At 61.7% G+C, this 24280-nt stretch carries 15 protein-coding genes and 1 tRNA gene; 9 read left to right on the top strand and 7 right to left on the bottom strand.

The genetic code is table 11. From position 1 onward, the window contains the following. Window positions 1-15: 15 nt before the first annotated feature. Window positions 16-903, top strand: a complete 888-nt coding sequence (locus tag OPU66_RS02010; RefSeq protein WP_498551916.1) for an ArdC family protein — start codon at window positions 16-18, stop codon at window positions 901-903. A gap of 221 nt (window positions 904-1124) precedes the next feature. Here OPU66_RS02010 and OPU66_RS02005 read toward each other — a convergent pair whose 3' ends face one another. The 5 genes from OPU66_RS02005 to OPU66_RS01985 form a co-directional block, all read right to left on the bottom strand. After that, a complete protein-coding gene (locus tag OPU66_RS02005; protein WP_498551915.1) occupies window positions 1125-1805 on the bottom strand; it encodes a hypothetical protein in 681 nt (226 codons plus the stop codon). Beyond that, on the bottom strand, window positions 1792-2985 hold the full coding sequence (locus tag OPU66_RS02000; RefSeq protein WP_498551913.1) for an MvaI/BcnI family restriction endonuclease: 1194 nt from the start codon (window positions 2983-2985) through the stop codon (window positions 1792-1794). The genes OPU66_RS02005 and OPU66_RS02000 overlap by 14 nt, the downstream gene beginning before the upstream one ends. Next, window positions 2978-4423: a DNA cytosine methyltransferase gene (locus tag OPU66_RS01995; RefSeq protein ID WP_498551912.1), complete on the bottom strand. Its 1446-nt coding sequence runs from the start codon at window positions 4421-4423 to the stop codon at window positions 2978-2980. Before OPU66_RS01995 ends, OPU66_RS02000 begins: the two co-directional genes overlap by 8 nt. A gap of 168 nt (window positions 4424-4591) precedes the next feature. Next, entirely contained in the window at window positions 4592-5473 is an 882-nt protein-coding gene (locus OPU66_RS01990) for a hypothetical protein (protein WP_498551911.1), read from the bottom strand. 44 nt (window positions 5474-5517) lie between these two features. After that, window positions 5518-7821, bottom strand: a complete 2304-nt coding sequence (locus OPU66_RS01985) for an ATP-binding protein (RefSeq protein ID WP_498551910.1) — start codon at window positions 7819-7821, stop codon at window positions 5518-5520. 1409 nt (window positions 7822-9230) lie between these two features. Between OPU66_RS01985 and OPU66_RS01980 the strand changes: the two genes are divergently transcribed. The 3 genes from OPU66_RS01980 to OPU66_RS01970 all read left to right on the top strand — a co-directional run bounded on the left by OPU66_RS01980 (window position 9231) and on the right by OPU66_RS01970 (window position 13411). Continuing rightward, entirely contained in the window at window positions 9231-10931 is a 1701-nt protein-coding gene (locus OPU66_RS01980) for an RNA-directed DNA polymerase (protein WP_498551909.1), read from the top strand. 25 nt (window positions 10932-10956) lie between these two features. Continuing rightward, on the top strand, window positions 10957-12510 hold the full coding sequence (locus OPU66_RS01975; RefSeq protein ID WP_498551908.1) for a DNA polymerase: 1554 nt from the start codon (window positions 10957-10959) through the stop codon (window positions 12508-12510). A 67-nt stretch (window positions 12511-12577) separates the two neighbouring features. Then, the gene (locus OPU66_RS01970) at window positions 12578-13411 is read left to right on the top strand and encodes a hypothetical protein (RefSeq protein ID WP_498551906.1); all 834 of its coding nucleotides are present in this window, start codon (window positions 12578-12580) and stop codon (window positions 13409-13411) included. 398 nt (window positions 13412-13809) lie between these two features. Here the strand turns inward: OPU66_RS01970 and OPU66_RS01965 are convergent, their stop codons facing one another. Both OPU66_RS01965 and OPU66_RS01960 read right to left on the bottom strand, forming a co-directional pair. After that, window positions 13810-15012, bottom strand: a complete 1203-nt coding sequence (locus tag OPU66_RS01965; RefSeq protein WP_498551905.1) for a tyrosine-type recombinase/integrase — start codon at window positions 15010-15012, stop codon at window positions 13810-13812. A 176-nt stretch (window positions 15013-15188) separates the two neighbouring features. Beyond that, window positions 15189-15275 (bottom strand) — tRNA-Leu (locus OPU66_RS01960). A gap of 95 nt (window positions 15276-15370) precedes the next feature. Here OPU66_RS01960 and OPU66_RS01955 point away from each other — a divergent pair. The 5 genes from OPU66_RS01955 (at window position 15371) to gltB (ending at window position 24198) form a co-directional block, all read left to right on the top strand. Beyond that, window positions 15371-16315, top strand: a complete 945-nt coding sequence (locus tag OPU66_RS01955; protein WP_498551904.1) for a complex I NDUFA9 subunit family protein — start codon at window positions 15371-15373, stop codon at window positions 16313-16315. Between the two features lie 139 nt (window positions 16316-16454). Next, the gene (locus OPU66_RS01950; RefSeq protein ID WP_498551902.1) at window positions 16455-17264 is read left to right on the top strand and encodes an undecaprenyl-diphosphate phosphatase; all 810 of its coding nucleotides are present in this window, start codon (window positions 16455-16457) and stop codon (window positions 17262-17264) included. Between the two features lie 156 nt (window positions 17265-17420). After that, complete coding sequence (locus OPU66_RS01945) at window positions 17421-18884, top strand: NAD(P)-dependent oxidoreductase (RefSeq protein WP_498551901.1); 1464 nt, start codon at window positions 17421-17423, stop codon at window positions 18882-18884. Further along, the gene (locus tag OPU66_RS01940; protein WP_498551900.1) at window positions 18881-19651 is read left to right on the top strand and encodes a DUF2059 domain-containing protein; all 771 of its coding nucleotides are present in this window, start codon (window positions 18881-18883) and stop codon (window positions 19649-19651) included. Before OPU66_RS01945 ends, OPU66_RS01940 begins: the two co-directional genes overlap by 4 nt. A 2-nt stretch (window positions 19652-19653) precedes the next feature. Beyond that, window positions 19654-24198, top strand: a complete 4545-nt coding sequence (gltB, locus tag OPU66_RS01935) for a glutamate synthase large subunit (RefSeq protein ID WP_498551976.1) — start codon at window positions 19654-19656, stop codon at window positions 24196-24198. The last annotated feature ends 82 nt before the right edge of the window (window positions 24199-24280 follow it).

Here is a 24280-nt window from a genome sequence, read left to right as displayed (position 1 = left end):
GAAGGATTTACCACCATGGCCAGCACCGCAACCGCCAGCATTTACGACACCATCACCAACCAGATCATCGCCGCGCTGGAGCGCGGCACGGGTGACTACACCCTCCCCTGGCACCGCAGCAGCGCCCCGCTGACCCGGCCCATCAACGCGGTCACCCGCAAGGCCTATCGCGGGGTCAATGTCCTTGCCCTCTGGGCCAGCGCCGAAGCGCAGGACTTCGGCCACGGTCTCTGGGCGACCTATCGCCAGTGGCAGTCGATGGGCGCGCAGGTCCGCAAGGGCGAGAAGGCCTCGCCCATCGTGTTCTACAAGGTCTTGGACAGAGCCGAAGGCAGCGAAGATGAGGCGCGCGAGGGCGCGGGCCGGATCTTCGCGCAGGGCTCGCATGTGTTCAACATTGCGCAGGTCGAGGGCTACGCCTTGCCCGAGGTGCCGGACGCCGAGGCCTTCGATCCCATCCCTGATGTCGAGGCCTTCATCGCTGACACGGGTGCCGCGATCCGCATCCAAGGCGACAGCGCCCACTACACCCCTTCCACCGACATGATCACCATGCCCGACCGGGAGCGTTTCTTTGCCACTAGCACCGCCAGCGCCCAGCAGAACTGGTATGCCATCCTGCTCCACGAGCTGGTCCACTGGACCGGGGCTGATCACCGGCTCGCCCGCACCTTCGGCAAGCGCTTCGGCGACGAGGCCTACGCCATGGAAGAGCTGGTCGCCGAGCTGGGATCAGCCTTCCTGTGCGGCGACCTGGGCCTATCGGTCACCCCGCGTCCCGATCATGCCTGCTACCTCGCCAGCTGGCTCAAGGTTCTCAAGGGTGACAACCGGGCGATCTTCTCCGCTGCAAGCGCGGCGGCGAAGGCGGCTGAGTGGCTTCAGGAACATCAAGGACGGTGATCTTAGGATTAGGCGTCTACCACGGACCTATTCCCCGCTCGCCTGCCTCCAAGAGACGCATTCATCGTGGATGTTGGCGACGCGCTTCGGGAGGCGGGCAGCCAGCGACCCTTGGTCCGATCTTGACCTTCGGCTCGGAAGGCGACCGCGGCGCCGCACGATCGAGAAGGTTGAAACCTACTTGGCGGCATATTCGAAGCCGACCGTGCCTCGCGAAGATCCTACGTAGCCTTGAATGCACACCTACTCGAAACTAAACACGACTGGCAGTCGGGGTTGCGCGCGCGACAGGTCAACGCGGCGTGGTCGAGCACCGACCAATTGATCGTTCTAGGGTCGCCTCGCCTCACGAGCCACTTGCAAGCTTGCTGAAGCCAAGGGTCGTGCCGGATGTCGGCGAGTTTGCGAGGGCGCACGAAACGCTCGACCACGCGCGCCATGTTCACGTCGATGAGCGGATATCTCTCTCCATGCTGGAACATCAAGATCGCGTGGGCCACGTACTGGCCCACGGCAGGCACCTGCAGGAGCTCCTCGTAGCGCTTGGGAAACATGCCGTCATGCTCGGCAGCATAGGCCGCGAGCGCACGCAATGACGCGGCCCTGCGTTTCCAGAGGCCGAGCGGCTTGAGGAACTCCTCGAGCTCTACGGTTGGTGCGTCCGCGATTTCGAGCCAACCCGGGAATCGGGTGAAGAACCGATGGTAGAAGCTTGCGACCGTTTCGGCCCGGGTCCGCTGGAGCAAGACTTCTACGCAAACGAGTTGGTAAAGTCGCGTACCCGGTTCGCGCCATGGAAATGATCGGCCGCCACCTTGCCGATACCAGTCCGAGAGATCGGCCGCGAGGAGCGTCAGCTTTCGCTTTTCGCCGGTACCGAGGACCCAGTCAGGCGAGGACATGGAGATGAGATGGCGGGAACAGTGCCGGGAAGTCTTTCTGCTTGATCTTGAAGAGGTAACCGTGGTCCCTGACCATCGCCTTCTCGCCTCTTTGGCTCATGAGGTAATCGACGGAGATCACGCCGCTTTCAAGAAGCGCTTGGAAATTACGCACATTCGGCGCGCGCGTATGTTCGACCTGCGTGTAATGAAAATGCTCGTCTGCGCCTTTACCGCGGCAGCGCGCACCGACCCAGAAGGTTTGGGGATGCTTCTCGCGCAGCCTGCCTCTCAAGACCTCGAGGGGCCAAGTAACTACATGCGAGCGCCGTTGTTCCATCGCTCGGACATGGTCCTGCTTCAGCCAGTCCCTTTCCGTGTCGACACTGAGCATGAACCCGAGAGAGTTTGGAGCTTTCGCGTTGATCTCACAATTCAAGCGAAGCTTGCCGTTTCGATGGTACCCAAAGGTGCTGAGAAGATTCCACGCCGAGCCTACCGGGCTGGCCGTCCAATCGGGCGACTGCGAGAATAGCGTGGACCTGGTCGGAGCCCGATTGATCCGCTTCGCCTTGAGCTCGATCCCCTTAAAGTCAGGCGTCTTTTCGGCATTGGCCGCGATGCCGAGCAAGGTTTCCAACGTCATGCCCACTCCAGTATCGCCCGGACGAAGCGTGCGAACGAACCCCTGCGCGGCGATTTCCCTCAGAGCATCAAGCAATTCGCCGACGACCGGGTCCTCGCCGCGCCGGTACTTTAGCGCGATATGCCCAAGGGGGCTCCCAGCGTTGTTAAGTGAGTCCAAGACCCCGGGCCGGCTCGCGTTGACCACGTAGAGGTCGCCCTCGTGCTCAAATACGGCGAGCAAGTTGTAGGGATCGGCATAGCGCCCCAGTCGGGCAAACCAGATACGCGGATCGCCCGACTTCGTGAGGGGACGATACAGCGAGACTGTTGTCTCGATTAAGCCATCCGGCTCAACAAAGTAGGCTCGACCCGCTGCCTTGTTCTCCGGTCCTTGCACTTGATCGTTGAAATCGTGGTACCTAGCCGTAGCGAGGTACTCCCGCACATTAGCGGTGGCATCCATGATCGACTTTTTCAGCCCGGTCTCGGTAGGAACCAAGAGGGCGACGTCGATCTCGTGTCGAGTAAACGAGGCGAGGACGTTGCCAACGTCCGTGTCGCTTTTCTCAAGCACGGGGCCCCACCGCTTCGTCGAGGATCTTGCGGAAGTGGTTGCCGACGGCCTCGGCGAGGCCGACGGGAACGGCATTGCCGATTTGAGTGTATTTCGGGACTTCTCGGTCAAAGTTGCCCGCGAGAGGATTCCCGGCCCTCCGGATGCCACCCGTCGTTCGCTTACCAGAAAACTCGTACCAATCGGGGAACATCTGGAGCCTCGCCCATTCCCTGACCGTGAGAATGCGCGGCTGGCTAAAATGGACGTAGTCGTCCGGAAGCGACGTCGCGGTCATGTTCGGTTCGGTGTTCCCCCAACGGGGCTTCAAGACGCGCTGAGAGAATTTCTTCGTCTGCGCATGCTCGGGAATCTCGCCGCCGTTCGCCAGCATGTATTCGAACTTCTCGACGATCTCGCGCTTGTGCTTGCTGTACTCCTGCTCTGTCAACCTGCCTGCCCGCGCCGCGGCCCAGACCGGCGGAGTACGAAATCCAGCTTGCAACTCGTTCATCGGCCTGCGCGGGTATGCACTCGTCCCGAACGAACCGGAGGGGAAGTCGCCGCTCCGTAGGATCTTAGCTACCATGGGATCGATCAGGTCCCCAAGCAAGTCGATTAGGTCAGGAAACGATCCCCGGTTCGGTGGCGGCAAGAAGCCACAGGCGACCGCGTCTTCCGCGTCAGCGCCCTTGTCGAGAAAGCTGCAGGCCTCGAGAACATCAGTCCGAATTCCGACGAGCAGCACGCGCGGCCGATTCTGCGGAACGCCGTAATCCTTCGCGTAAACCAGCGACCATCGGACCTCGTAGCCCGGGATCTGGCGGAATTCCGCCAAGACATCTGGAAAAATTCGCCGCGAGCCATCACGCGTCCAACGAGACGTCAGAAGCCCGCGGACGTTCTCGAACAAGAACATGCGCGGCCGGAGCCGTTCAATGATCTTGGTCATTCTCGCGTAAAGCCGATTCGAAGGCAGGGCTTCCTTGTCGACTGCGTAGGAGCGTCTGATCCCGATGCCCGAGTAGCCTTGGCATGGAGGGCCGCCGGCGACGAGGTCGAGGTTGCTCAGCTTGCCAAGGTTCGACTGCTCGAACCGCAAGTCGACCTCAGCCAAGGCACCAAGATCGTCAACAAGTTTCTCTAGCCGCTTGCCGTTGAGCTCGTGCGCGTCATGGCAGCGAAGCTCGGCATTATCCGAGAAACGCATGCCTCCGAGCTCGTGCCCGCGGTTACGCAAGTAGGTGGCCATAGCGTCTTTGTCGAGTTCGTTCACGAACACGGTTGTGAAGCCAGCGTTTTCTAGTCCGGTCCCAAGCCCGCCGCAGCCAGCGAACAAGTCGATCGCGGAGTACATCGATCGCACCTTTGCCTGCTTCCCTGCCGGATTCTGCGGGGCCATCGTGTTCCCTGCGCTGTCGAGGCCCTTAGCGCCCATCAAATCGGTATCGAGACTCATGCTTACGTCGCTAGCACGACGCGTTCGCATGGTCCAGGCGAATTCCGAGGTTTTTCACGTCTCCTTTCGGGCGTGCCCAAAGCCGAGCACGAGGCTCTAAGTGGGTATTTGCGAAAGGCTCAACCTCAGCTTTGCCAAGACGAGTTGGGCTCGGATGGCGCGACAGTCTCAGTCAAGGGGGACATCGTAGATGACAGCAACATCGCTAAAATTCTTGCGATGCTTGACCAACTCACATCGCAACTCCGTCATTTCCTCCTCGGTGAAGGAGCCATCTGGTCCTTCAAGCACTTGCTTGCCGTTTGTTCTCTTGGAAACGACGTGAGCGAGCTTATTACGTCGCGGCACCACGTTTTTCCTGTATTCGGTCGCAAGCTCGACGACCGTGTTATCAGAGCCCTCAGCTAACGTGGTCATGGCGTCGATCAGGTAGCCCAGCTTGTCGTTCGCGGTGACGAGGTACTTTAGTTTAATGAGCGGCTCGATGCCGCCCTTTTCCAAGGCCTTGTCGAGGTCCTTTTTGCTCGATTCGAGTTTTTTAACTATGGCCTCTGCCATGGCCTTTGCCGTTTCCTCCGAACGTTCGGGCGGAAGCCGCTCGTGAATTGCGCCTAACGTCCGCTCCACGAGCCAATCGATATCGCTTGTAGCCGACATGACAACACCCCGCATGTGATCAATATCCATTACCTTCCGCAGCATGGTATCGATATACCGCGAGGTGTCATCAGACAGCGTTATTCTGGTCGCAAAGTGCACCCCGTCTATCTTAGCCTTGTAGGCAATTTCGCGAAGCTTGTCGGTGTCGGCGGCAGAGTAAAAGATTATGTCCTTATAAGGGAAGCTATTCCGGATCTTTATAAGAGCCTCTTGTCCACCCTCGCCGCCGTGGCCAAGATCGTAATCGACCAATACCAAATCAATGCCATCGTCATGGACATGCATCTCAACGATGTCGTCGACCTGTTCGAGACTGGAGATCTCTTGAACTTCAAGTTCAAAACCGAGATGCCTGAGATGTCGCTCGATGCCTTCCTTGAAGCTCTTCACGTGCTTGGGTTGATCGTCGATCCACAGAATCCGAAAATCTAGCCTCACTTCGCGATCCTTATCTGAAACTTGGCGCCACCATCCTGCTTAATCGCTGAAATAGAGCCACCCATCTCGGCGAGCGCTTGTCGCACGTGGTAAAGTCCGAGCCCGGATCCGTGCGTCCGCGATACCCCAAGGTCGAATAGCTGCTCGGTGTCTTCGATGCCCGCAGGAAATCCGGCACCGTTGTCACGAGCGGTCAGCTCCAAGGTCTTTGCATCAGGCGAACGAAGTTCGAACCACATCGCGGTTGCGCGTGCTCTCTTCGCGTTACTCACGAGGTTGTCGATAACGATCGATACTTCCATCGGACGGAACTTACGCACGAAGCCCTTCGCACTGTTCTCGACATTGAGCGTAATGACGCCACCGCCAATGTAAGGTGACGCACCCTCCGCGATGTATTGCTCAATGTAGTCCGCTAGATCTTTCTCGATCTCGTCGGACTCCAAGCGAAAATTTGCCCGTGTCGCGAGTCTCGCAATGGAAAGGACCTTTTGGTTGAGGAAGGCCACTTGCTCTAGGCGTGAGACTAGGTCGCTCGTGCTTAGCTGCCGCTCCCTAGAGGCAGCTAAGCAATTCTCTACGTGCTGTTTCAAATCAGCCGCATAGATCGTGATCTGGTGATGCATGTTGATAATATTTTCAGCATCTAAAGACGAGAGCGAGGTCAAAAGAATTGATCTCTTTTTTTCCTCTTCGAGTTGCGCGGCGGTCGAAGCTGCGCGCTGTTCTGCTTCCCTCGCGCGCGCTTGGGCTGCTTCTCGCTCTCTCCTTTCTTCGTTGGCTACGCGGAGCGCTTCCGCCTCTGCTATCTTTAGGTCTCGAAAGCGTCTCTCGGCCTCGCTCAGCCGTTCCTGAAAATCAGCGTCGTCCGTCCTAGCGGCAATGGACTTAAGAGCCTCAATCGAGGTCTCGAACCCCTCTGCACGCTCATTGATGACGTCGATAAGCTTCTTGCTATAGCGAACGAGCTCGACGTTCGGGTCGTCAAGAAGCCGGGAAATTGCAGCAGTGACCCGAACCTTGCCTGCATCGGTCATCAACCGAGACAGGTCATCGGAAAGAGCTTCACCCTTGTCGACCCACGAGACAGGGACGACATATCGCTCAAGTTTCTTTAGGCAATGCTCCCAGAAAATCTCGCGGAGCATGCGAACCGCAGGCGAATCCACGAGCCCTTGGTCACGACTCGACGCCTCGCGGAACACTTCTTCGCTCCCCTCGACGTCGATCCTACCAATCAGTTCGCGAGTACCGAAGTACCTCGCGTATCCCTGTTGCTTACGGGTATCGATACCGAACCAATCATCGCCTGGCTCACCGACTGGGAAGACTCTAAAGCCGTTTCTAAAGAGGAAAATCGATCCAAACTTGACCGGTTGAACCCCCATTCTCCGGGTAAAAGTCATCTTTGCAGATTGATTCAGGTAATAGATCTGGCAGCGGAAAGCCGAGTCACGCAGCAGGTGATAGGGGTTAGTCTCTAAAGTTTCAAAAACCAGTTCGCCACGATCGACGAGCGTACTCCGGATGAGGTTACCTTCTTCCTCTATCACAACATCGATGAAGGTCGTCTTCTCGCGCAAGGCCGAGAAGATAAAATTACCAACTGGACCATTAACCGTGTGCTGAGAGGAAATTTCTTCGCCGAACACCTCCAGCTCATCTCTAACCTTTTCTGCCGGAGCAATAATTTGGATCTCAAATCCATCTGTTGAGGCGCCGAACGGATTGATTAGCTTTGCCAAGGACGACTTTAGGTGGAGTATTCTGGCACGGTCCCAGTCAAGCCGTGTAGCGATGATCTCTAGGGCCGTACCGCTTGCAGGAGCGTCGATATCATCAGGTAGATTGAAACCGTCGGCTAAAGCATACTGGACCGGAATATCCGAGAACTGCTGGGTAGCTTCCTTTTCGAATTCATCCCAATCAACCGCGATTGCGTGTACACCTTGCGGGTCCCGAGACGTTCGAGTTTGCATGGCCAATCGGTGCCCGAGCCGATCAGCCGAAAACCTGCCAATGCCTTTGCTTCCTGCGAAGTGCCGACGCTCAGAGATCTCACCGCGAAAGCCTGTAGTCTTCCCAGTGTTCCGCTCGTTCTTTGCAGAGTAGGCGACCTTTAGCCATTTGCTTCGAATGTCGTCCAGCGACATTCCTGATCCGTCATCGACGATCCAAAGCCGATCTCCATCAAAACGGATTTGCACCTTCTTAGCGCCAGCATCAAAGGCGTTCTTCACCAGCTCGAAGATTGCGACTTCATCGTCGGTGATCAGGTCCCGCCCGATTACCCGCTTCAAGCCAGTGCTGACGTCAAAGTTCAACGAGCTAGATTTGTCGTCGGGGCTCCCCGTAACGATGCTTGATGCCTGATCTACCATGCCATCCCGTACACTAGCAGCCATCGGTTCGCCACAGCGACCGCATTTGATCGGTCATCGATAATCCGGAACCCTCATAAGTGGGAAGAGGTTTCACAAAAAAGGTAGTGCAAATAGCAACTTCGCTCGGTGAGCTCCCTAACTCGGGCGTTTAGGTAAGGCCAACACTGCCATATTGGTTGCTTTGCTTCAACGCATCGGTCGGATGACCGATGTTAACGGGTTTGGCGATGCTTATTGAGAGGGGCTGCCCTGAGGGAGACCTGCTCTATCCGCTGGCGCGGACCGGGCCTGTAGTCCCGGCCTGTCTGGGTGACGATCAGGAGCGGATGAAAGCGGAGCGGGAGCTTCTGGAGGACGCGCTCTGTCCCGCATGGCCTTTGGCCGTGCTCCTGAGGGCGCGGTGTCTTTGAACTAACCCGCAGGCGCTCTTGCCTCCCTCATTGCCCGACGCCCGCTGGCCCACTTGGCCCGCGCGCAGGGCGCCCGGCGGCGGCTTCGCGAGGTGCAAGCGGCATCCTTGTGCGGATCGCTGCAGCGATCCTGAGGGGAACACCAAGGGCTTTGCCCTCTCGTTCCCAAACCCCAATCATCACTCCCGTGTGGCGGGCTGCGCCCGCTGGCCCGCGTCAGGGCATCGATTGGGGTTGTCCCTCCCCCTCCCATCCTCGCCGGAAGGCAGAGCCGCATGCCGCGTGACGCTTGCGGCTTTGCCGGATGGAGTTTGGACCATGGGTGACCTGATCTTGAATTACCGCGCGTGCGGGGCCGAGTGCCGCGAGGACTGGCTGTGGATTTCATCGCTTGGCATGTCAGCAGTCGCGGCGACAAGGCCTTCTAGACCAAGGTCGGAGCCGCATGGTTCCACCGCGACCGCAAGGGCCTGTCGCTCCAGCTCGAAGTCGTGCCGATTAATGGCCGGATCGTGCTGCGGACGCCGCTCGACGATGAGGCGAGGGAAGGGCAGCCGGGCGCTTAGCGCCCGGCGATGCCGGTGGTAAGATGTCGATTGCAGTGTCGGTAGCAGTACCGTGATCGGAAAGTGGCTGCGTTGCCGGCGGAATGGCGAAATGTGGGACTTTGCCGTCATTCCCACGCGGTGGTCTCAGCGGCAGGTCCATCGCCAAAACCCGACATTCTACGAACAGTCCACTGGCTAAGAATTACGCCCGAAAGTGGGCCGATTGCGGACTGGTAGGTAGCGGCGGCAAGCATTAGAAAAACGGACATTGCCCAGCCACGTTTGAGCATTGCTGACGACCAGACCGGAACAAGTTAGATGGGTTCTGTTGAGGCTTAAATCAGCGGCAGAGAGGGGTGGGTCTAGAGTGGCAAGCGGTGACGAGGTGGGCGGCGAGACTGACTACGTGCTCAATCCAGCGTTCTGGCTGAACGGTCAGGCGCTCGGGTTCCCGGTTCAATTCGATTTGGTGTTAAAACATCTGCGTCAAGATATGCGCGACGACTGGTACTTTGACTGCCTACATTATGACGACCTTTTCAAGGATCCGACCGAGGCGAAGCGGATCATTATCTCGCTCTTGCAGGACTGGAACGGTGTGTATCGGGGTACCCGCAGCGTCGTAAGGAACATACCAAAGAAGGGATATGGCGAGCGCTACGGGCTCGAGACCGACTTCTTCGACCGCTTCGTTTACCAGGCGATCTGTACTTTCCTAATCCCATTCTTCGACCCGCTCCTCGGCCATCGGGTGCTAAGCTACCGCTACGAACCAGCGCCGCTTAATCCGAAATACCTATTCAAGAACAAGATTGACCGGTGGTTTACGTTCGAAGGCGTGACGCTGACATTCCGCAGATCGGGGCGACATCTGCTAGTCACCGACCTCAGCAACTTCTTCGAAAACGTCTCGCGCGTGCAGATCATCAAGGCGCTCGAAGAGGCGGTTCCATATCTGGTGGCGACCGGGCCAGAAAAGCTGCAAATCCGCAACGCGATCGCCACTCTCGACAGGTTGCTCAAGCAGTGGACGTTCAGCCGCGACCATGGTCTGCCTCAGAATCGCGACGCGTCGGCCTTTTTGTCCAATATCCTTCTGTCATTTGTAGACAGGGAAATGACCAGGAAGGGCTATGACTATTATCGTTATGTCGACGACATCCGAATCATCGCCGATTCCGAGATGCACGCCCGGCGCGCTCTGCAAGACCTTATTCGGCAGCTGCGTAAGGTCGGCCTCAACATCAACGCCAACAAAACAGAGATCCTCCCGCCCGACGTCTCAAACGAGAAAGTAGTCGAGTACTTCCCCTCTCAGGACAGCTCGACGATCGCGATCAATCAGATGTGGCAGTCTCGCAGCCGACGCATCGTGACCCGATCGGTGACCTACATTTTCGAGATCCTGAGCCGATGCATCGCCGAGGGGGATTCGCAGACGCGGACTTTCCGCTTCGCGGTGAATCGGGTGGCAAAGATCGTGGATTCCGGCCTTTTCGATGTCGGCGACGCATTGTCGATCAACCTCCTCGACACGCTGTCGCGCTCGCTGTCTGATCACGCCGTCACGACTGACCAGTACTGCCGGCTGATCGCCACATTGGATCGCGACGGGCGTTGCCTGCCAGCCCTTGAGGCCTTCCTCCTCGCGGAGGACGGGGCTATCCACGACTGGCAGAACTACAACATCTGGATGCTGCTCGCGGTGCGGCGACACCGCTCCGATGATCTTGTAGCACTGGCAGACCGTAAACTTGGTGAGGACATGAGGTCGGGGGAGGCCGCCGCCATCCTGATCTGGCTCCGATGCGTCGACGAGAAGGCCCTCATCGAGAAGTGCTTGCAAGAATTCGCGACGCTTCCTTACCAAAACGCCCGCTACCTCCTCATCGCCTCATCGGTGCTTGACGACGAGGCAAGGCGTCCGCTCTACGGTCATGTTCCCGTCTGCTTGAAGGGGACCGGGCGCCGGGCCGAGCGTCACTGCAACCAAGACGGCCTCCCGTTCGCCGTGCGCGAGAGTACAGATCTCCTGAACCTCGTCGATGAGGTCAGCGGATATGATTGACCTACTCTCCCGGCTGCTGCTCTTCATGAAGGACTTCACGGGGAGGGGAGCCGACTCCTTTTACTGGTTCCAAGATGGGCAGATCGAGAAAACTGACGCCGCGAGCGTCGTCGAATATCCGGGGATCGTCGTGTGCCACGACTTCTGGATGATCCGCGATGCACTGTTTGATGCGACGGGCAAGCTGCCTGACGCGATCGTCGACGTCGACGAGCTTCGTATCTCAATTAGCGGAATCCCCGAGGAACGACTCGCCCGCGAGAAGCGCGACGTCACGACGCATCTCGTGAAATACGGGGCCAATCAGGAGGTCTGCGAGGCCTACCAGAAGATGTTCAACAAGGGCATCCCCTTCGACGAAACGGTCGCTGCCGAGGCTGCAAAGGCGATCTCAGCGATGTACCTTGATCTCTGCGCGCAGGCGTTCGCTGATGGTGAAATTGATCGCTTCTTCTCCGTTGAGATGCCTGTCTATCGATTGCTCCAACTCTCGATGTCGAACGGAATCTCTATCGACACGGAAGGGCTCTCGGACAAGCGGGCGCAGGCAGACCACGACTACTTTCTCTTGTTGAAGGACTATTCCGCGAAGCATGACATGCCGCTCGAAACGCCGAGAAGGCGCGCCATCGAGGCAAAGCTGCTTAAGGAGGGTTTCCAGCTGGACGAAGTGTCCGTCGAATATCTACTCGAGTTCGTGCCTCATGAGCACGACTTCGGTGGCGACACCCTAGAGCTCCTTGCCCTCGATACGGCTCGCAAAGTGCTGGGCTCGCTCACACTGTCCACCGACAACACTCGACCGGTGGTGGACGTGTTCGGCTCTCGCACATCGCGAGTGCAGCTCCGCAGTCCAAGTCTCCAGAACATACCGAAGCGATATCGGTCGATCATCATCGCGCACGGTGGTGCTCAACTCGGGTACGTCGACTTCGACCAATTTGAGGTCGGGATCATGGCGGCTCTGTCCGGGGACGAGGAGCTCAAGAAGCTCTATGCAGCGGGTGACATGTATGAGCTCTTCGCGACTACGCACTTAGGTCTGGTGGGCAATCGGAAGGCCGCCAAACAGCTGTTCCTTTCCTATGCCTACGGGATGAGCCGCAAGGCGCTTGTGGACGCCGCCGTTACCCTCGGTGTTGACAGACAGAAGGCAAAAGAGGCGTTTCGACTCTTCGAACGTTACGAGAACTGGAAGAAAGAAATTTGCATCGAGTTTCAGAGCATCGGCCGGGTGGCTACCGTCTTAGGCAACCACTACCGCCGAGACGGCAGAGGACAATTGTCCGGTAAAGAGCAGCGCTCGGCCGTGAGCCAAGTGGTCCAAGGCACGGCATCGCTGATATTCAAGCGCGCACTGCTGGCGGTCGCCTCCATCGAAGATGCGAGAGCCATCCTGCCGATGCACGACGCCCTGCTATTTGAGCACAGGCTCGTCGACACGCCGGCTCGCGTCGTCGAGGCCTTCGAAGGCATGATGACCGAAATTCTTGGCGGGCGGATTGCCGGCAAGGCATCAATCAGCGACTTCTTCGAAAGTGAGCAAATTTCGTCTGCTCCACGTGAGAACGAAGTCTGACTAGTGCATAATTGAAAACACAGAACTTTCTGTCAGATACCTTTAAGCATCGGGGGGATCAAAAAGCATGGTCGACGCCTATTACGACGACACGCGATATGTAGATGTCGAGCAAGCGCGTGTTTACTTCAACACACGACAGCCCGTTCCTCTTTATACGATTGGCCGGTTTCTCACGACCGTCGGTAGGGAAGTCGAGGAAGCTTACGGCGAGGGGTTTGTCGTCGAGCTCGAAGCCATCGAACAAGGCAGTATAGGTTTCATTTTCCGCAAGCTTCGTGAGTGGACGCAAGACGAAGACGATGACCGCGATCGAGATCAGCGGCTCTTGGAACTCGCGGAAGCTGCGGAGGAACGCGATCGGCGCCTGCTTGAAATGGCTGAGCGTGCCGAACGACGCGATGAACGCTCATTAGAGTTGGCAGAGCGTGCCGATAAGCGCGACGGCAAAATTCTCTTGGCGACTGTGATTGGCATCGCGCTGGCTGCGCCTTCCGCTGCAAAGGCAACGCTGGATTTATTGGAGTACGGCGAAGGGACGGGCGTCGTTATTGAACAGGACAAGGTCCGACCTGAATTCATTCCCGCGCGCGAATTCGAGGATATTATCGAGGACGGCCGAAGCGCACGCAACTCCGAGCGCGCGCGAGCAATCTTGCTCGAGGACCGCCGGATGCAGACCTACCTCGAAGAAAATGCTTTCTTTGATCTCGCAGGCAAGATCATGCCGAGAAAGAAAGGCTTCTTCCGAACTGTTAAGGGTAATCAGTATCGAATCTTGAACCAGCCCGAGACCGCTCCCGTTGGTGCATTGGTTGTTATTCACGCTCGTGCCGAGCGCGACCAGAATGGCGAGATTGGCTTGAACATCCTCGATATTAGGTCGCTGGACGACGAGTAGGTTCACGCCGTTCTCCCTCCTGAGCAGCGAGGCCAGAACCGAATCCGCCAATCGTGCATCTCCAATGGCATCAACCTTAAAGGACGATGTCGGAGGGGGTGCTATGGCTCTAACTGCATCGGGAGACGACTCTTGGAAGCTGCCTCAGCTGTCTGCTTTCGGGCAATCGCAGCTTATGCTGAATGACCGAAATTGGGGCGCTTTGCCGACTTTCTGCTTTCCCCTCAGCAATAGGCAGGTTTTGGTTTCATGCGACACTCACTGGTGTAAGCCTGAGCGACCGGGCCTGGATCGGAGTTGGCCGATCAGCAACGCTCCAGCTTCAGGGCAGGTTGGCGCGTTGGAGCGGTCCTGCGTCGCCTCACCAGAGGTCCCGTAGTTCCGCTCCGGATGCTCGCCTAATTTGCGGCTTTACTCGCCCTTAGATCATCGAGATAGTCGCTCCACCACTGCGCCATCTTGACCCGCTCATCCCAATACTGACCCCGGTTGTAGGTCCCGCGAATGGCATTGCTGTCGCCGTGCGCTAGGGCACGTTCGATGGCGTCAGGATGCCACAGCCCGCTTTCGTTGAGCAGCGTGGATGCCGTCGACCGGAAGCCGTGTGCCGTCATGTCATCCTTGCTGTAGCCCATACGGCGAAACGACGAGTTGATGGTGTTCTCACTCATCGGGCGTAGTCGGGTATGGAAGGCTGGGAAGATGTAGCCTTGCCCCCCGGTGACCGCTTTCAGCTCCTTAAGCAGTTCGAGCACCTGTCGCGAAAGCGGTACCGCGTGAGTGCGGCGGGCCTTCATCTTGCCGGCAGGAATCGTCCAGATCGCTTTCTCAAAGTCGATCTCCTGCCACTCGCCGTGCCGCATTTCGCCCGGGCGGACGAAAATGTGCGGGGCAACCTTCAGCGCCAACTTCGTGATCGGGTAGCATTCGAACGCATCGATGGCACGCAGCAGTTCGCCGAGCTTCTCTGGTTCGAGGATCGCCGCATAGTGGCGTGCCTGCGGCGTCAGTAGTGCCCCCTTGAGGATAGCAGTAGGGTCCGTCGTGCAGCGGCCAGTGGCCGCACCATAACGGAATACCCGGCTTGCAAAGGAGCGGCACTTCTTGGCGGTCTCACGGTTGCCCCGCGCCTCCAGCTTCTTGAGCGGCGCTAGTATCATCTGTGGGTCGACATCCGAAATCGGCATGTGTCCGATCGCTGGCTTGAGAAGATTGAGGAACCAGCGGGCCTTTAGCAGAGTGGCCTCGGCGCGGCCTTCGCCGACCATCTTGTTCTCGATGTACTCGCGGGCGACCGACTCGAAGGTGTTGGCGGCACTGATCTTGGCCGTTGCCTTGTTCTTCTTGCGCGTCAAAGCAGGGTCTTCTCCCTTGGCAATACGCAGCCTGAGTTCGTCGCGCTCGAGGCGGGCCGCCTGAAGACTAACTTCGGGCCAGGCACCAAGAGCGATCCTCTTTTCTTTGCCGCCTACATAATACTTCAGCCGCCAGAGTTTCGAGCCGTTGGGGAAGATTTCGAGGTAGAGGCCGCGCTCATCGGCGCGCTTGTAGGCGGTAGCAACGGGCGAAAAAGCTCGGATTTGCAAGACTGTCAGTGACATTTGGGGGCATGACCTTTCGCCAGAAAGGGGCATGTGGGGGCAGATGCCCCGCTCCATGCCCCTGATTGTGGGGGCACGGCCTGAAACAGCGTGAAACACGCGGCATCAAATCCAGCCAAAAATGGCAGAATTCTGGGGTTTTTTCAAGGTTTTTGATGCCACTCCCGCAGGAGTTTTGGTGCCCAGAAGAGGACTCGAACCTCCACGACCTTGCGATCGCCAGCACCTGAAGCTGGTGCGTCTACCAATTCCGCCATCTGGGCACGGGGTAGGCGGCGCGCTTAGCGGCGGTTCTATGGCCTTGTCAACACGTTCTTGGCGGGCCAAAGGCGCGAGCCAAGGCAAGGAGCGCATTTTCATGAAGACGAGCGTGGTGACGGTCTTTGGCGGTGGCGGGTTCATCGGGCGCTATGTGGTGCAGGATCTGCTGGATGGCGGCCAGGGCGACCGGGTCCGCATTGCCCAGCGCGATCCCAAATCGGCCTGGTTCCTGCGCCCGATGGGCGGATTGGGGCAGACCCAGTTCGCGGCGGCCGATATTCGCCGCCCCGACAGCGTGGCGCGCGCGGTCGAGGGTGCGGATGCGGTCGTCAATCTGGTCGGCGTGCTGGCCGGGGATTTTGACGGCTTCCATGTCGCGGGCGCGCGCAACGTCGCCGAAGCGGCGGCGCGGGCGGGCGTGCGCAGCCTTGTCCATGTTTCGGCCATCGGTGCCGATCCGGCCTCGGCCTCACGCTATGGCCGGTCGAAGGGCGAAGGCGAAGCGGCGGTGCGCGCGGCCTTTCCGGGCGCGACCATCCTGCGCCCGTCGATCGTGTTCGGGCGCGAGGACGGCTTCACCAACCGTTTCGCCCAGCTGATCCGCATGCTGCCGGTCGTCCCCGTGGTGCGCGGCGCGACGCGGTTCCAGCCGGTGTTCGTCGCCGATCTGGCGCGCGCGGCGGCCGAATCGGTCGCGCGGCCCGATCTGCATGGCGGGCGGACCTATGACATTGGCGGGCCGGAAACGGTGTCGATGGCCGAGCTGATGCGGCTGCTGGCCGAATGGACGGGGCGCAGCCCGCTGTTCATCGACCTGCCCGATGCGGCGACGGCGGCGCTGGCCCGCCTTGCCGGCTGGGCACCGGGTGCGCCGATCACCTGGGATCAGTGGCTGATGCTGCAGACCGACAATGTCGTCGCCCCCGGCGCGCCGGGGCTGGAGGCTTTTGGCATCCAGCCGACGCCGCTCGCCGCGGTCGCGCCGTCCTGGCTGGTCCAGTATCGCCGCCAGGGCCGGTTTGACGGGCTGAAGACCGGCTGACCAGCGGCGCGGGGGCGGCGGCGGCGCTGCCTTCCCCCTGTCCGGCGATTGCCCTGCCCGCCCCCGGACGGGCGATTCACCCTTCCGCCCGCCCCGGCCGGTCGCGCCGGGGCTGGCTCATCCGGCCGGAGCCTCCGCCATGCCCCTGATCCTGACCGCCATCCTGCTCGGCATTGTCGAGGGACTGACCGAGTTTCTGCCCGTGTCGTCGACCGGGCATCTGATCCTCGCCGCCGAGTTGCTCGGCTACCGGGCGGAACAATGGGCGACGTTCAACGTCGTCATCCAGCTCGGGGCGATTCTCGCGGTGATCGTGCTCTACTGGCGCACCTTCTGGGCGGTCGCGCTCGGCCTGTTCGGCGGCGAGGCGACGTCGTGGCGATTCGCGCTCAACCTGCTGATCGCCTTTGCCCCCTCGGTCGTGCTCGGCCTGTTGTTCATCGATGCGATCGAAGGGCTGCTGGGCAATGCGGTGGTCGTCGCCATCGCGCTGGTGCTGGGCGGGATCGCGATTCTGGTGATCGAGGCGCTGGCGCGCGGCTCCACCCTGCCGCCGGGCATTGCCTCCCTGCCCTATGCCCGCGCGCTCGGCGTCGGGCTGATCCAGTGTCTGGCGATGATTCCGGGCGTCAGCCGGTCGGGCGCGACGATCATGGGCGCGCTGGCAATGGGCGTCGAACGGCGGACGGCGGCCGAGTTCAGCTTTTTCCTCGCCGTGCCGACGATGCTGGGCGCGACCACCCTGTCGCTCCTCAAGCATGGCGACGATCTGGCGGCGGCCAATGTCGATTGGGGGCTGATCGGCATCGGCTTTGTCGTGTCGTTCATCGTCGCGCTGGTCGTGATCAAATGGTTTGTCGGGCTGGTGTCGCGGCGCGGCTTTGCGCCCTTTGCCTGGTACCGCATCGTCGCCGGCAGCCTCGCGCTGGTCTGGCTGCTGGCAAGATAGGTCCGATCCGGTCTTTTTATCGCTACCGCCCGACTGACAAACACAGACTTGCCGGGCGGCATGAAAATATCGGGTCAGCAAAACTGACCTTCATTCGATTCATTGCGTGACTTGGGCGCGCAGCTTTGCAATATGGTCGCGAAAAGGAGCGCGGCCATGGCCGATACACCGATGCTGAAGTTCGTCGAGCGGGATCAGGCCTATCCGGCCAAGCGCGCAGCGCCGCTCCGCGCCGAGGATTTCCGCGAGATTGCCGACCGTTACGCCGCGCCCGATGCCGAGGCGCAGGCCGGGCGCTGCTCGCAATGCGGCGTGCCTTATTGTTCGGTGCATTGCCCGCTACACAACCACATCCCCGACTGGCTGCGCCTGACCGCCGAGGGGCGGCTGCGCGAAGCCTATGAGCTGTCGAACGCCACCTCGACCATGCCGGAGATTTGCGGGCGCATCTGCCCGCAGGACCGGCTGTGCGAGGGCAATTGCGTGATCGAGTTTTCCGGCCATGGCGCGGTCACCATCGGCTCGGTCGAAAAGTTCATCACCGACACCGCCTGGGAACAGGGCTGGGTGGAACCGCTGGTGCCCGGCCCGGCGCGCGGCCAGTCGGTCGGCGTGATCGGTGCCGGCCCGGCGGGGCTGAGCGCGGCCGAATATCTGCGCGGGCTGGGCTATAACGTGCATGTCTATGACCGGCATGACCGGGCGGGCGGGCTGCTCACCTACGGCATCCCCGGCTTCAAGCTGGAAAAACCGGTGGTGATGCGCCGCATCGACCGGCTGGCCGAAGGCGGCATCATGTTCCATCAGGGGGCCGATGTCGGCGGCGCGCTGCCCTTTGCCGAGCTGCGCGCGCGCCATGATGCGGTGCTGATCGCAACCGGCGTCTATCGCCCGCGCGCGATCAAGGCGCCCGGCGTGGGCAGCGACGGGATCGTCGATGCGCTCGACTATCTGATCGCGTCCAACCGCAAGGGCTTTGGCGATGCGGTGCCGGCGTTCGACAGCGGCGCGCTCGATGCGAAAGGCCGGCATGTCGTGGTGATCGGCGGCGGCGACACGGCGATGGACTGTGTCCGCACCGCCGTCCGCCAGGGCGCGGCATCGGTCAAATGCCTGTATCGCCGCGACCGCGCGAACATGCCCGGATCGCAGCGCGAAGTCGCCAATGCCGAGGAGGAAGGCGTCGAGTTTGTCTGGCTGTCCGCGCCCGAGGCGTTCGAGGCGGACGGCAATGGCCGGGTGGCGGCGGTGCGCGCGACCGGCATGCGGCTGGGCGCGCCCGACGCCAGCGGCCGCCGCGCCCCCGAGCCCGATCCTGATGCGCAGTTCCGGCTGGAGGCCGATCTGGTGATCAAGGCGCTGGGATTCGAAGCCGAAGATCTGCCGCGCCTGTTCGCCACCCCCGAACTGGGCGTCACCCGCTGGGGCACGATCCGCATCGATCACAAGACGATGATGACCAGCCTTGACGGTGTGTTTGCCGCCGGCGACATCGTCCGCGGCGCAAGCCTGGTGGTGTGGGCGATCCGCGACGGCCGCGACGTGGCCGACCGGATGCACGCCTGGCTGAAGGCCAAGGCGAAAGCCGGAACGGAACACAAGGAAAGGGTGGCAGCGTGAGCATTTTCGACGGACATTTCATGGCATCCCGGCTGGCGGCAGCGATGGTGATCGCGGCGGCCATCGCCCCATCGGCGATGGCGGTCGCGCAGCCTGCATCCCCGGCACCGCTGGCGACGGCGGCGACGCCGTCGGTCGCCGCGCAGCTGGTCGAGATCGTCATAGAGCCCGAGAAAACACTGGCGGCGACCCGCAAACAGTCACTCGACCAGCTGATGTCCATGCTGCGCAACGACCCCAATGCGGTCAGCCTGGACAAACAGCGTCCGGGGCTGTTCGACGCGGTGGCCAAGGCAGTCGATGCGGAGTTGCAGACCGTCATGGCCGACGTGCTGGTGAAGACGCGCGACCGCTATGTGCGGGCGTTGGAGTCCCGGCTGACGCAGAAGGAGATGGACGATCTGCTCGGCTTCTACCGGTCGCCAGCCGGCCAGCGCCTGCTCGCGCAGGGACGGCAGGCCATGTTGGCCAAGGGGGGCGAGTTGGCCGCGCAGGCAGCGGCGGAAAAGCAGACCCGGGTAGATGCCAGCGACGTCAACGCGATGAACAATGCCGCCGTTGCCGCCGCGATGCAGGCGATCAGGCCGGAAGACATCCCGGTGCTGACGGCCTTTGCCCGGGGCAGCATCGGACCGAAGCTCGCCGCGCTGCAGAACGAGCTTGGCCCCGTCATCATGGCCGACACCAACAAGGCGCTCGAAGCCAGCCTGCCGCGCCTGATGGAGCGGTTGCAGGCCGCCACGCGCCAGCATCTGGGCGTGAAATGATGATGCCGGACGCCCCGCTGCCGGTCTCGACAGACCGCACCGCCGAACGCGAACGCCTTGCGCGCGAGGGCATGTATCGCCCCGAGTTCGAAAGCGATGCCTGTGGCGTCGGGCTGGTCGCGGCGACCGACGGGCGGGCGTCGCGCCGCGTGGTGGCGGCGGCGATCGATGCGCTGAAGGCAGTGTGGCACCGGGGCGCGGTCGATGCCGATGGCATGACCGGCGATGGTGCGGGGCTGCATGTCGATCTGCCGGCGCGCTTCTTCGACGATGCGATTGCCGACAGCGGCCACCGGCCGCTGCCCAACCGGCTGGCGGTCGGCATGATCTTTTTGCCGCGCACCGATCTGGCGGCGCAGGAGACGTGCCGGACGATCGTCGAATCCGAGGTGATCGATGCCGGCTACACCATCTATGGCTGGCGGCAGGTGCCGGTCGATGTGTCGGTGATCGGGCGCAAGGCGCAGGAAACCCGGCCCGAGATCGAACAGATCATGATCGCCGGCCCGCTGCCCGGCGACCAGTCGGCCGCCGAGTTCGAGAAGAATCTCTATCTCGTCCGCCGCCGGATCGAGAAAAAGGTGATCGCCGCGCAGATTGCTGGCTTCTACATCTGTTCGCTCAGCTGCCAGTCGATCATCTACAAGGGGCTGTTCCTCGCGGAATCGCTCAGCCTGTTCTATCCCGATCTTCAGGATGAACGGTTCGAAAGCCGGCTGGCGATCTTCCACCAGCGTTATTCGACCAACACCTTCCCGCAATGGTGGCTGGCCCAGCCCTTCCGGTGCCTGGCGCACAATGGCGAGATCAACACGATCCGCGGCAACAAGAACTGGATGAAAAGCCATGAGATCAAGATGGCGAGCCTCGCCTTTGGCGAGCATAGCGAGGACATCAAGCCGCTGATCCCGGCCGGGGCGTCGGACACGGCCGCGCTCGATGCGGTGTTCGAGGCGATCTGCCGCTCGGGCCGCGACGCGCCGACCGCCAAGCTGATGCTGGTCCCCGAAGCCTGGCAGAACGAGCCGGGCATGGATCCGGCCAAGCGCGCGATGTACGAATATTTGGCCAGCGTGATGGAGCCATGGGACGGCCCGGCGGCGCTGGCGATGACCGACGGGCGCTGGGCCGTCGCGGGCATGGACCGCAACGCGCTGCGTCCGCTGCGCTACACGCTGACCGGTGACGGGCTGCTGATCGTCGGCTCCGAAACCGGCATGGTGGTGGTGCCCGAGACGATGGTGACCGCCAAGGGGCGGCTTGGCCCCGGCGAGATGATCGCCATCGATCTGGACGAAGGCGCATTGCTGTTCGATGCCGAGATCAAGGCGCGGCTGGCGGGCGAGCATCCCTATGAGGCGATGGTCGGCGGCTTCCGCACGCTCGCCGATCTGCCGCCGGCCGAGGGCGATCCCCTGCCCGCGCTCGACCGCGCGGCGCTGACGCGGCGGCAGGTGGCGGCCGGGCTGACGCTCGAGGATATGGAGCTGATCCTGTCGCCGATGGTCGAGGACGGCAAGGAAGCCGTCGGCTCGATGGGCGACGACACGCCGCTTGCGGTGATTTCCGACAAGCCGCGCAACATCGCGCAGTTTTTCCGCCAGAATTTCAGCCAGGTCACCAACCCGCCGATCGATTCATTGCGCGAACGGCATGTGATGTCGCTCAAGACGCGGTTCGGCAATCTGGCCAACATCCTCGATGTCGAGGCGCAAAGCTCGAACGTCCTGGTGCTCGACACGCCGGTGCTCAGCTGTGCCGACTGGGCGCGGCTCAAGGCGTCATTCGGCGATCAGGCGGCCGATATCGACTGCACCTATGAGGCCGATGGCGGGCCGGACCGGCTGCGCGCCGCCATCGCCCGCATCCGCATCGAGGCCGAACGCGCGGTGCGCGAGGGCCGGACCGAGCTGTTCCTGACCGACGAGGGCGTGGGCGAAGCGCGCATGGCCGTGCAGATGGTGCTGGCGGCGGCGGCCGTGCACACCCATCTGGTCCGCCAGGGGCTGCGCAGCTATGCCTCGATCAATGTCCGCGCGTCGGAATGTCTCGACACCCATTATTTCGCGGTGCTGATCGGGGTTGGCGCGACCACCGTCAATGCCTGGCTGGCCGAAGCCTCGATTGCCGACCGCCATGCGCGCGGGCTGTTCGGGGCGCTCAGCCTTGATCAGGCGATCGACAATTACCGCCGCGCCATAGGCGACGGGCTGCTCAAGATCATGTCGAAAATGGGGATCGCGGTGATCTCCAGCTATCGCGGCGGCTATAACTTCGAGGCGGTCGGGCTGAGCCGCGCGCTGGTCAACGACCTGTTCCCCGGCATGCCGGCCAGGATTTCGGGCGAAGGCTATGCCTCGATCCATCTCAATGCCCGGCTGCGCCACGAAGCGGCCTGGGATGCGGGGGTGGCGCGGCTGCCGGTCGGCGGCTTCTACCGCCAGCGCCATGACGGCGAGGTTCATGCCTATTCGGCGCAGCTGATGCACCTGTTGCAGACGGCAGTCGCCACCGACAGCTATTCGACCTATCTCGCCTTTTCGCGCGGGGTGCGTGATCTGCCGCCCGTCTATCTGCGCGACCTGCTGGAGTTCAATCCTGCGCGCGAGGCGGTGCCGCTCGACCAGGTCGAGGCGATCACCGAGATCCGCAAGCGCTTCGTGACGCCGGGGATGAGCCTGGGTGCGCTGTCGCCCGAGGCGCATGAGACGCTGGCCATTGCGATGAACCGCATCGGCGCCAAGGCGGTGTCGGGCGAAGGCGGCGAGGATCCGGCGCGCTTCGTGCCCTATGCCAATGGCGACAATGCCAACTCGGTCATCAAGCAGATCGCCTCGGGCCGGTTCGGCGTCACCGCCGAATATCTGGGCGCGTGCGAGGAGATCGAGATCAAGGTGGCGCAAGGGGCCAAGCCCGGCGAGGGCGGCCAGCTGCCGGGCTTCAAGGTCACCGACATGATCGCCCGGCTGCGCCATTCGACGCCGGGCGTCACGCTGATCAGCCCGCCGCCGCATCATGACATCTATTCGATCGAGGATCTGGCGCAGCTGATCTATGATCTGAAGATGATCAACCCGCGCGCGCGGGTGTGCGTGAAGCTCGTGTCCTCGGCGGGCATCGGCACGGTCGCGGCGGGCGTGGCCAAGGCGCATGCCGACGTCATTCTGGTGTCGGGCCATAATGGCGGCACCGGCGCCAGCCCGCACACCAGCATCAAATATGCCGGCACGCCGTGGGAAATGGGCCTGTCCGAAGTCAACCAGACGCTGACGCTCAACGGGCTGCGCGGCCGGGTGAAGCTGAGGACCGATGGCGGGCTGAAGACCGGACGCGACATCGTCATCGCCGCGATCCTGGGCGCGGAGGAGTTCGGCATCGGCACGCTCAGCCTGGTTGCCATGGGCTGCATCATGGTGCGGCAATGCCATTCCAACACCTGCCCGGTCGGCGTGTGCACGCAGGATGAAAAGCTGCGCGCCCGCTTCACCGGCAGCCCGGAAAAGGTCATCAACCTGATGACCTTCATCGCCGAAGAGGTGCGCGAGATTCTGAGCCGGCTCGGCTGCCGGTCGCTCGACGAGGTGATCGGCCGTACCGAGCTGCTGCGTCAGGTGAGCCGCGGGGCCGAGCATCTCGACGATCTCGACCTCAATCCCATCCTCGCCAAGGTCGATGCCGCCGATCATGAGCGCCGCTTCAGCCTGCCGACCTTCCGCAACGAAGTGCCGCCAAGCCTCGACGCGCAGATGATCGCCGATGCCCGCGCGGTGTTCGAGCGCGGCGAGCGGATGCAGCTGACCTATAATGTCCGCAACACCCACCGCGCGGTCGGCACCCGGCTGTCGGCGGAGGTCACGCAGCGTTTCGGCATGTCGGCGCTGGCCGATCATCATGTGCAGGTGCGGCTGCGCGGCTCGGCGGGCCAGTCGCTGGGCGCGTTCCTGTGCAAGGGCATCACGCTGGAAGTGTTCGGCGACGCCAATGACTATGTCGGCAAGGGGCTGTCGGGCGGCATCATCGTCGTCAGGCCGATGGTCAGCTCGCCGCTCATGAGCCAGGACAATGTGATCATCGGCAACACCGTGCTTTATGGCGCGACCTCGGGCCGGCTGTTCGCCGCCGGGCGCGCGGGCGAGCGGTTTGCCGTCCGCAACTCAGGCGCGACCGTGGTGGTCGAGGGCTGCGGGGCCAATGGCTGCGAATATATGACCGGCGGCACCGCGGTAATCCTGGGCGCGGTGGGGGCGAATTTCGGGGCGGGCATGACCGGCGGCATGGCGTTCGTGCTCGATCTCGACGGCCGCTTTGCCGACCGCGCCAACCCCGAATCGATCATCTGGCGGCGGCTGGGCGCGGCGCATTGGGAAGAGCATGTGCGCGGCCTGATCGCCGAACATGCGCTCGCCACCGACAGCAAATGGGCGCGCGGGCTGATCGAGGACTGGGACCGGACGCGAGAGTTGATCTGGCAGGTGGTGCCGCGCGAAATGCTCGGCCGCCTGCCCCAGCCGCTCGACGACGCGCCCGAGGCGGTGGCCGCCGAATAAGGGCGGCTAGCCCCCCCTCCCCGCTTTCGCGGCCGCCAGCGCCCTCTTGCGCCGCCTCGCGTTCGGCTATAGAACAAAGGCG

The organism is Sphingomonas sp. URJC2 (genome assembly GCF_059803575.1).
This window is presented reverse-complemented; position numbering and strand designations above follow the sequence as displayed.

Coding starts and splice junctions, on each gene's coding strand:
- OPU66_RS02010 (WP_498551916.1), top strand. CDS start 16: ATGGCCAGCACCGCAACCGCCAGCATTTACGACACCATCACCAACCAG.
- OPU66_RS02005 (WP_498551915.1), bottom strand. CDS start 1,805: ATGTCCTCGCCTGACTGGGTCCTCGGTACCGGCGAAAAGCGAAAGCTG.
- OPU66_RS01995 (WP_498551912.1), bottom strand. CDS start 4,423: ATGAGTCTCGATACCGATTTGATGGGCGCTAAGGGCCTCGACAGCGCA.
- OPU66_RS01975 (WP_498551908.1), top strand. CDS start 10,957: ATGAAGGACTTCACGGGGAGGGGAGCCGACTCCTTTTACTGGTTCCAA.
- OPU66_RS01970 (WP_498551906.1), top strand. CDS start 12,578: ATGGTCGACGCCTATTACGACGACACGCGATATGTAGATGTCGAGCAA.
- OPU66_RS01965 (WP_498551905.1), bottom strand. CDS start 15,012: ATGTCACTGACAGTCTTGCAAATCCGAGCTTTTTCGCCCGTTGCTACC.
- OPU66_RS01955 (WP_498551904.1), top strand. CDS start 15,371: ATGAAGACGAGCGTGGTGACGGTCTTTGGCGGTGGCGGGTTCATCGGG.
- OPU66_RS01950 (WP_498551902.1), top strand. CDS start 16,455: ATGCCCCTGATCCTGACCGCCATCCTGCTCGGCATTGTCGAGGGACTG.
- OPU66_RS01945 (WP_498551901.1), top strand. CDS start 17,421: ATGGCCGATACACCGATGCTGAAGTTCGTCGAGCGGGATCAGGCCTAT.
- gltB (WP_498551976.1), top strand. CDS start 19,654: ATGCCGGACGCCCCGCTGCCGGTCTCGACAGACCGCACCGCCGAACGC.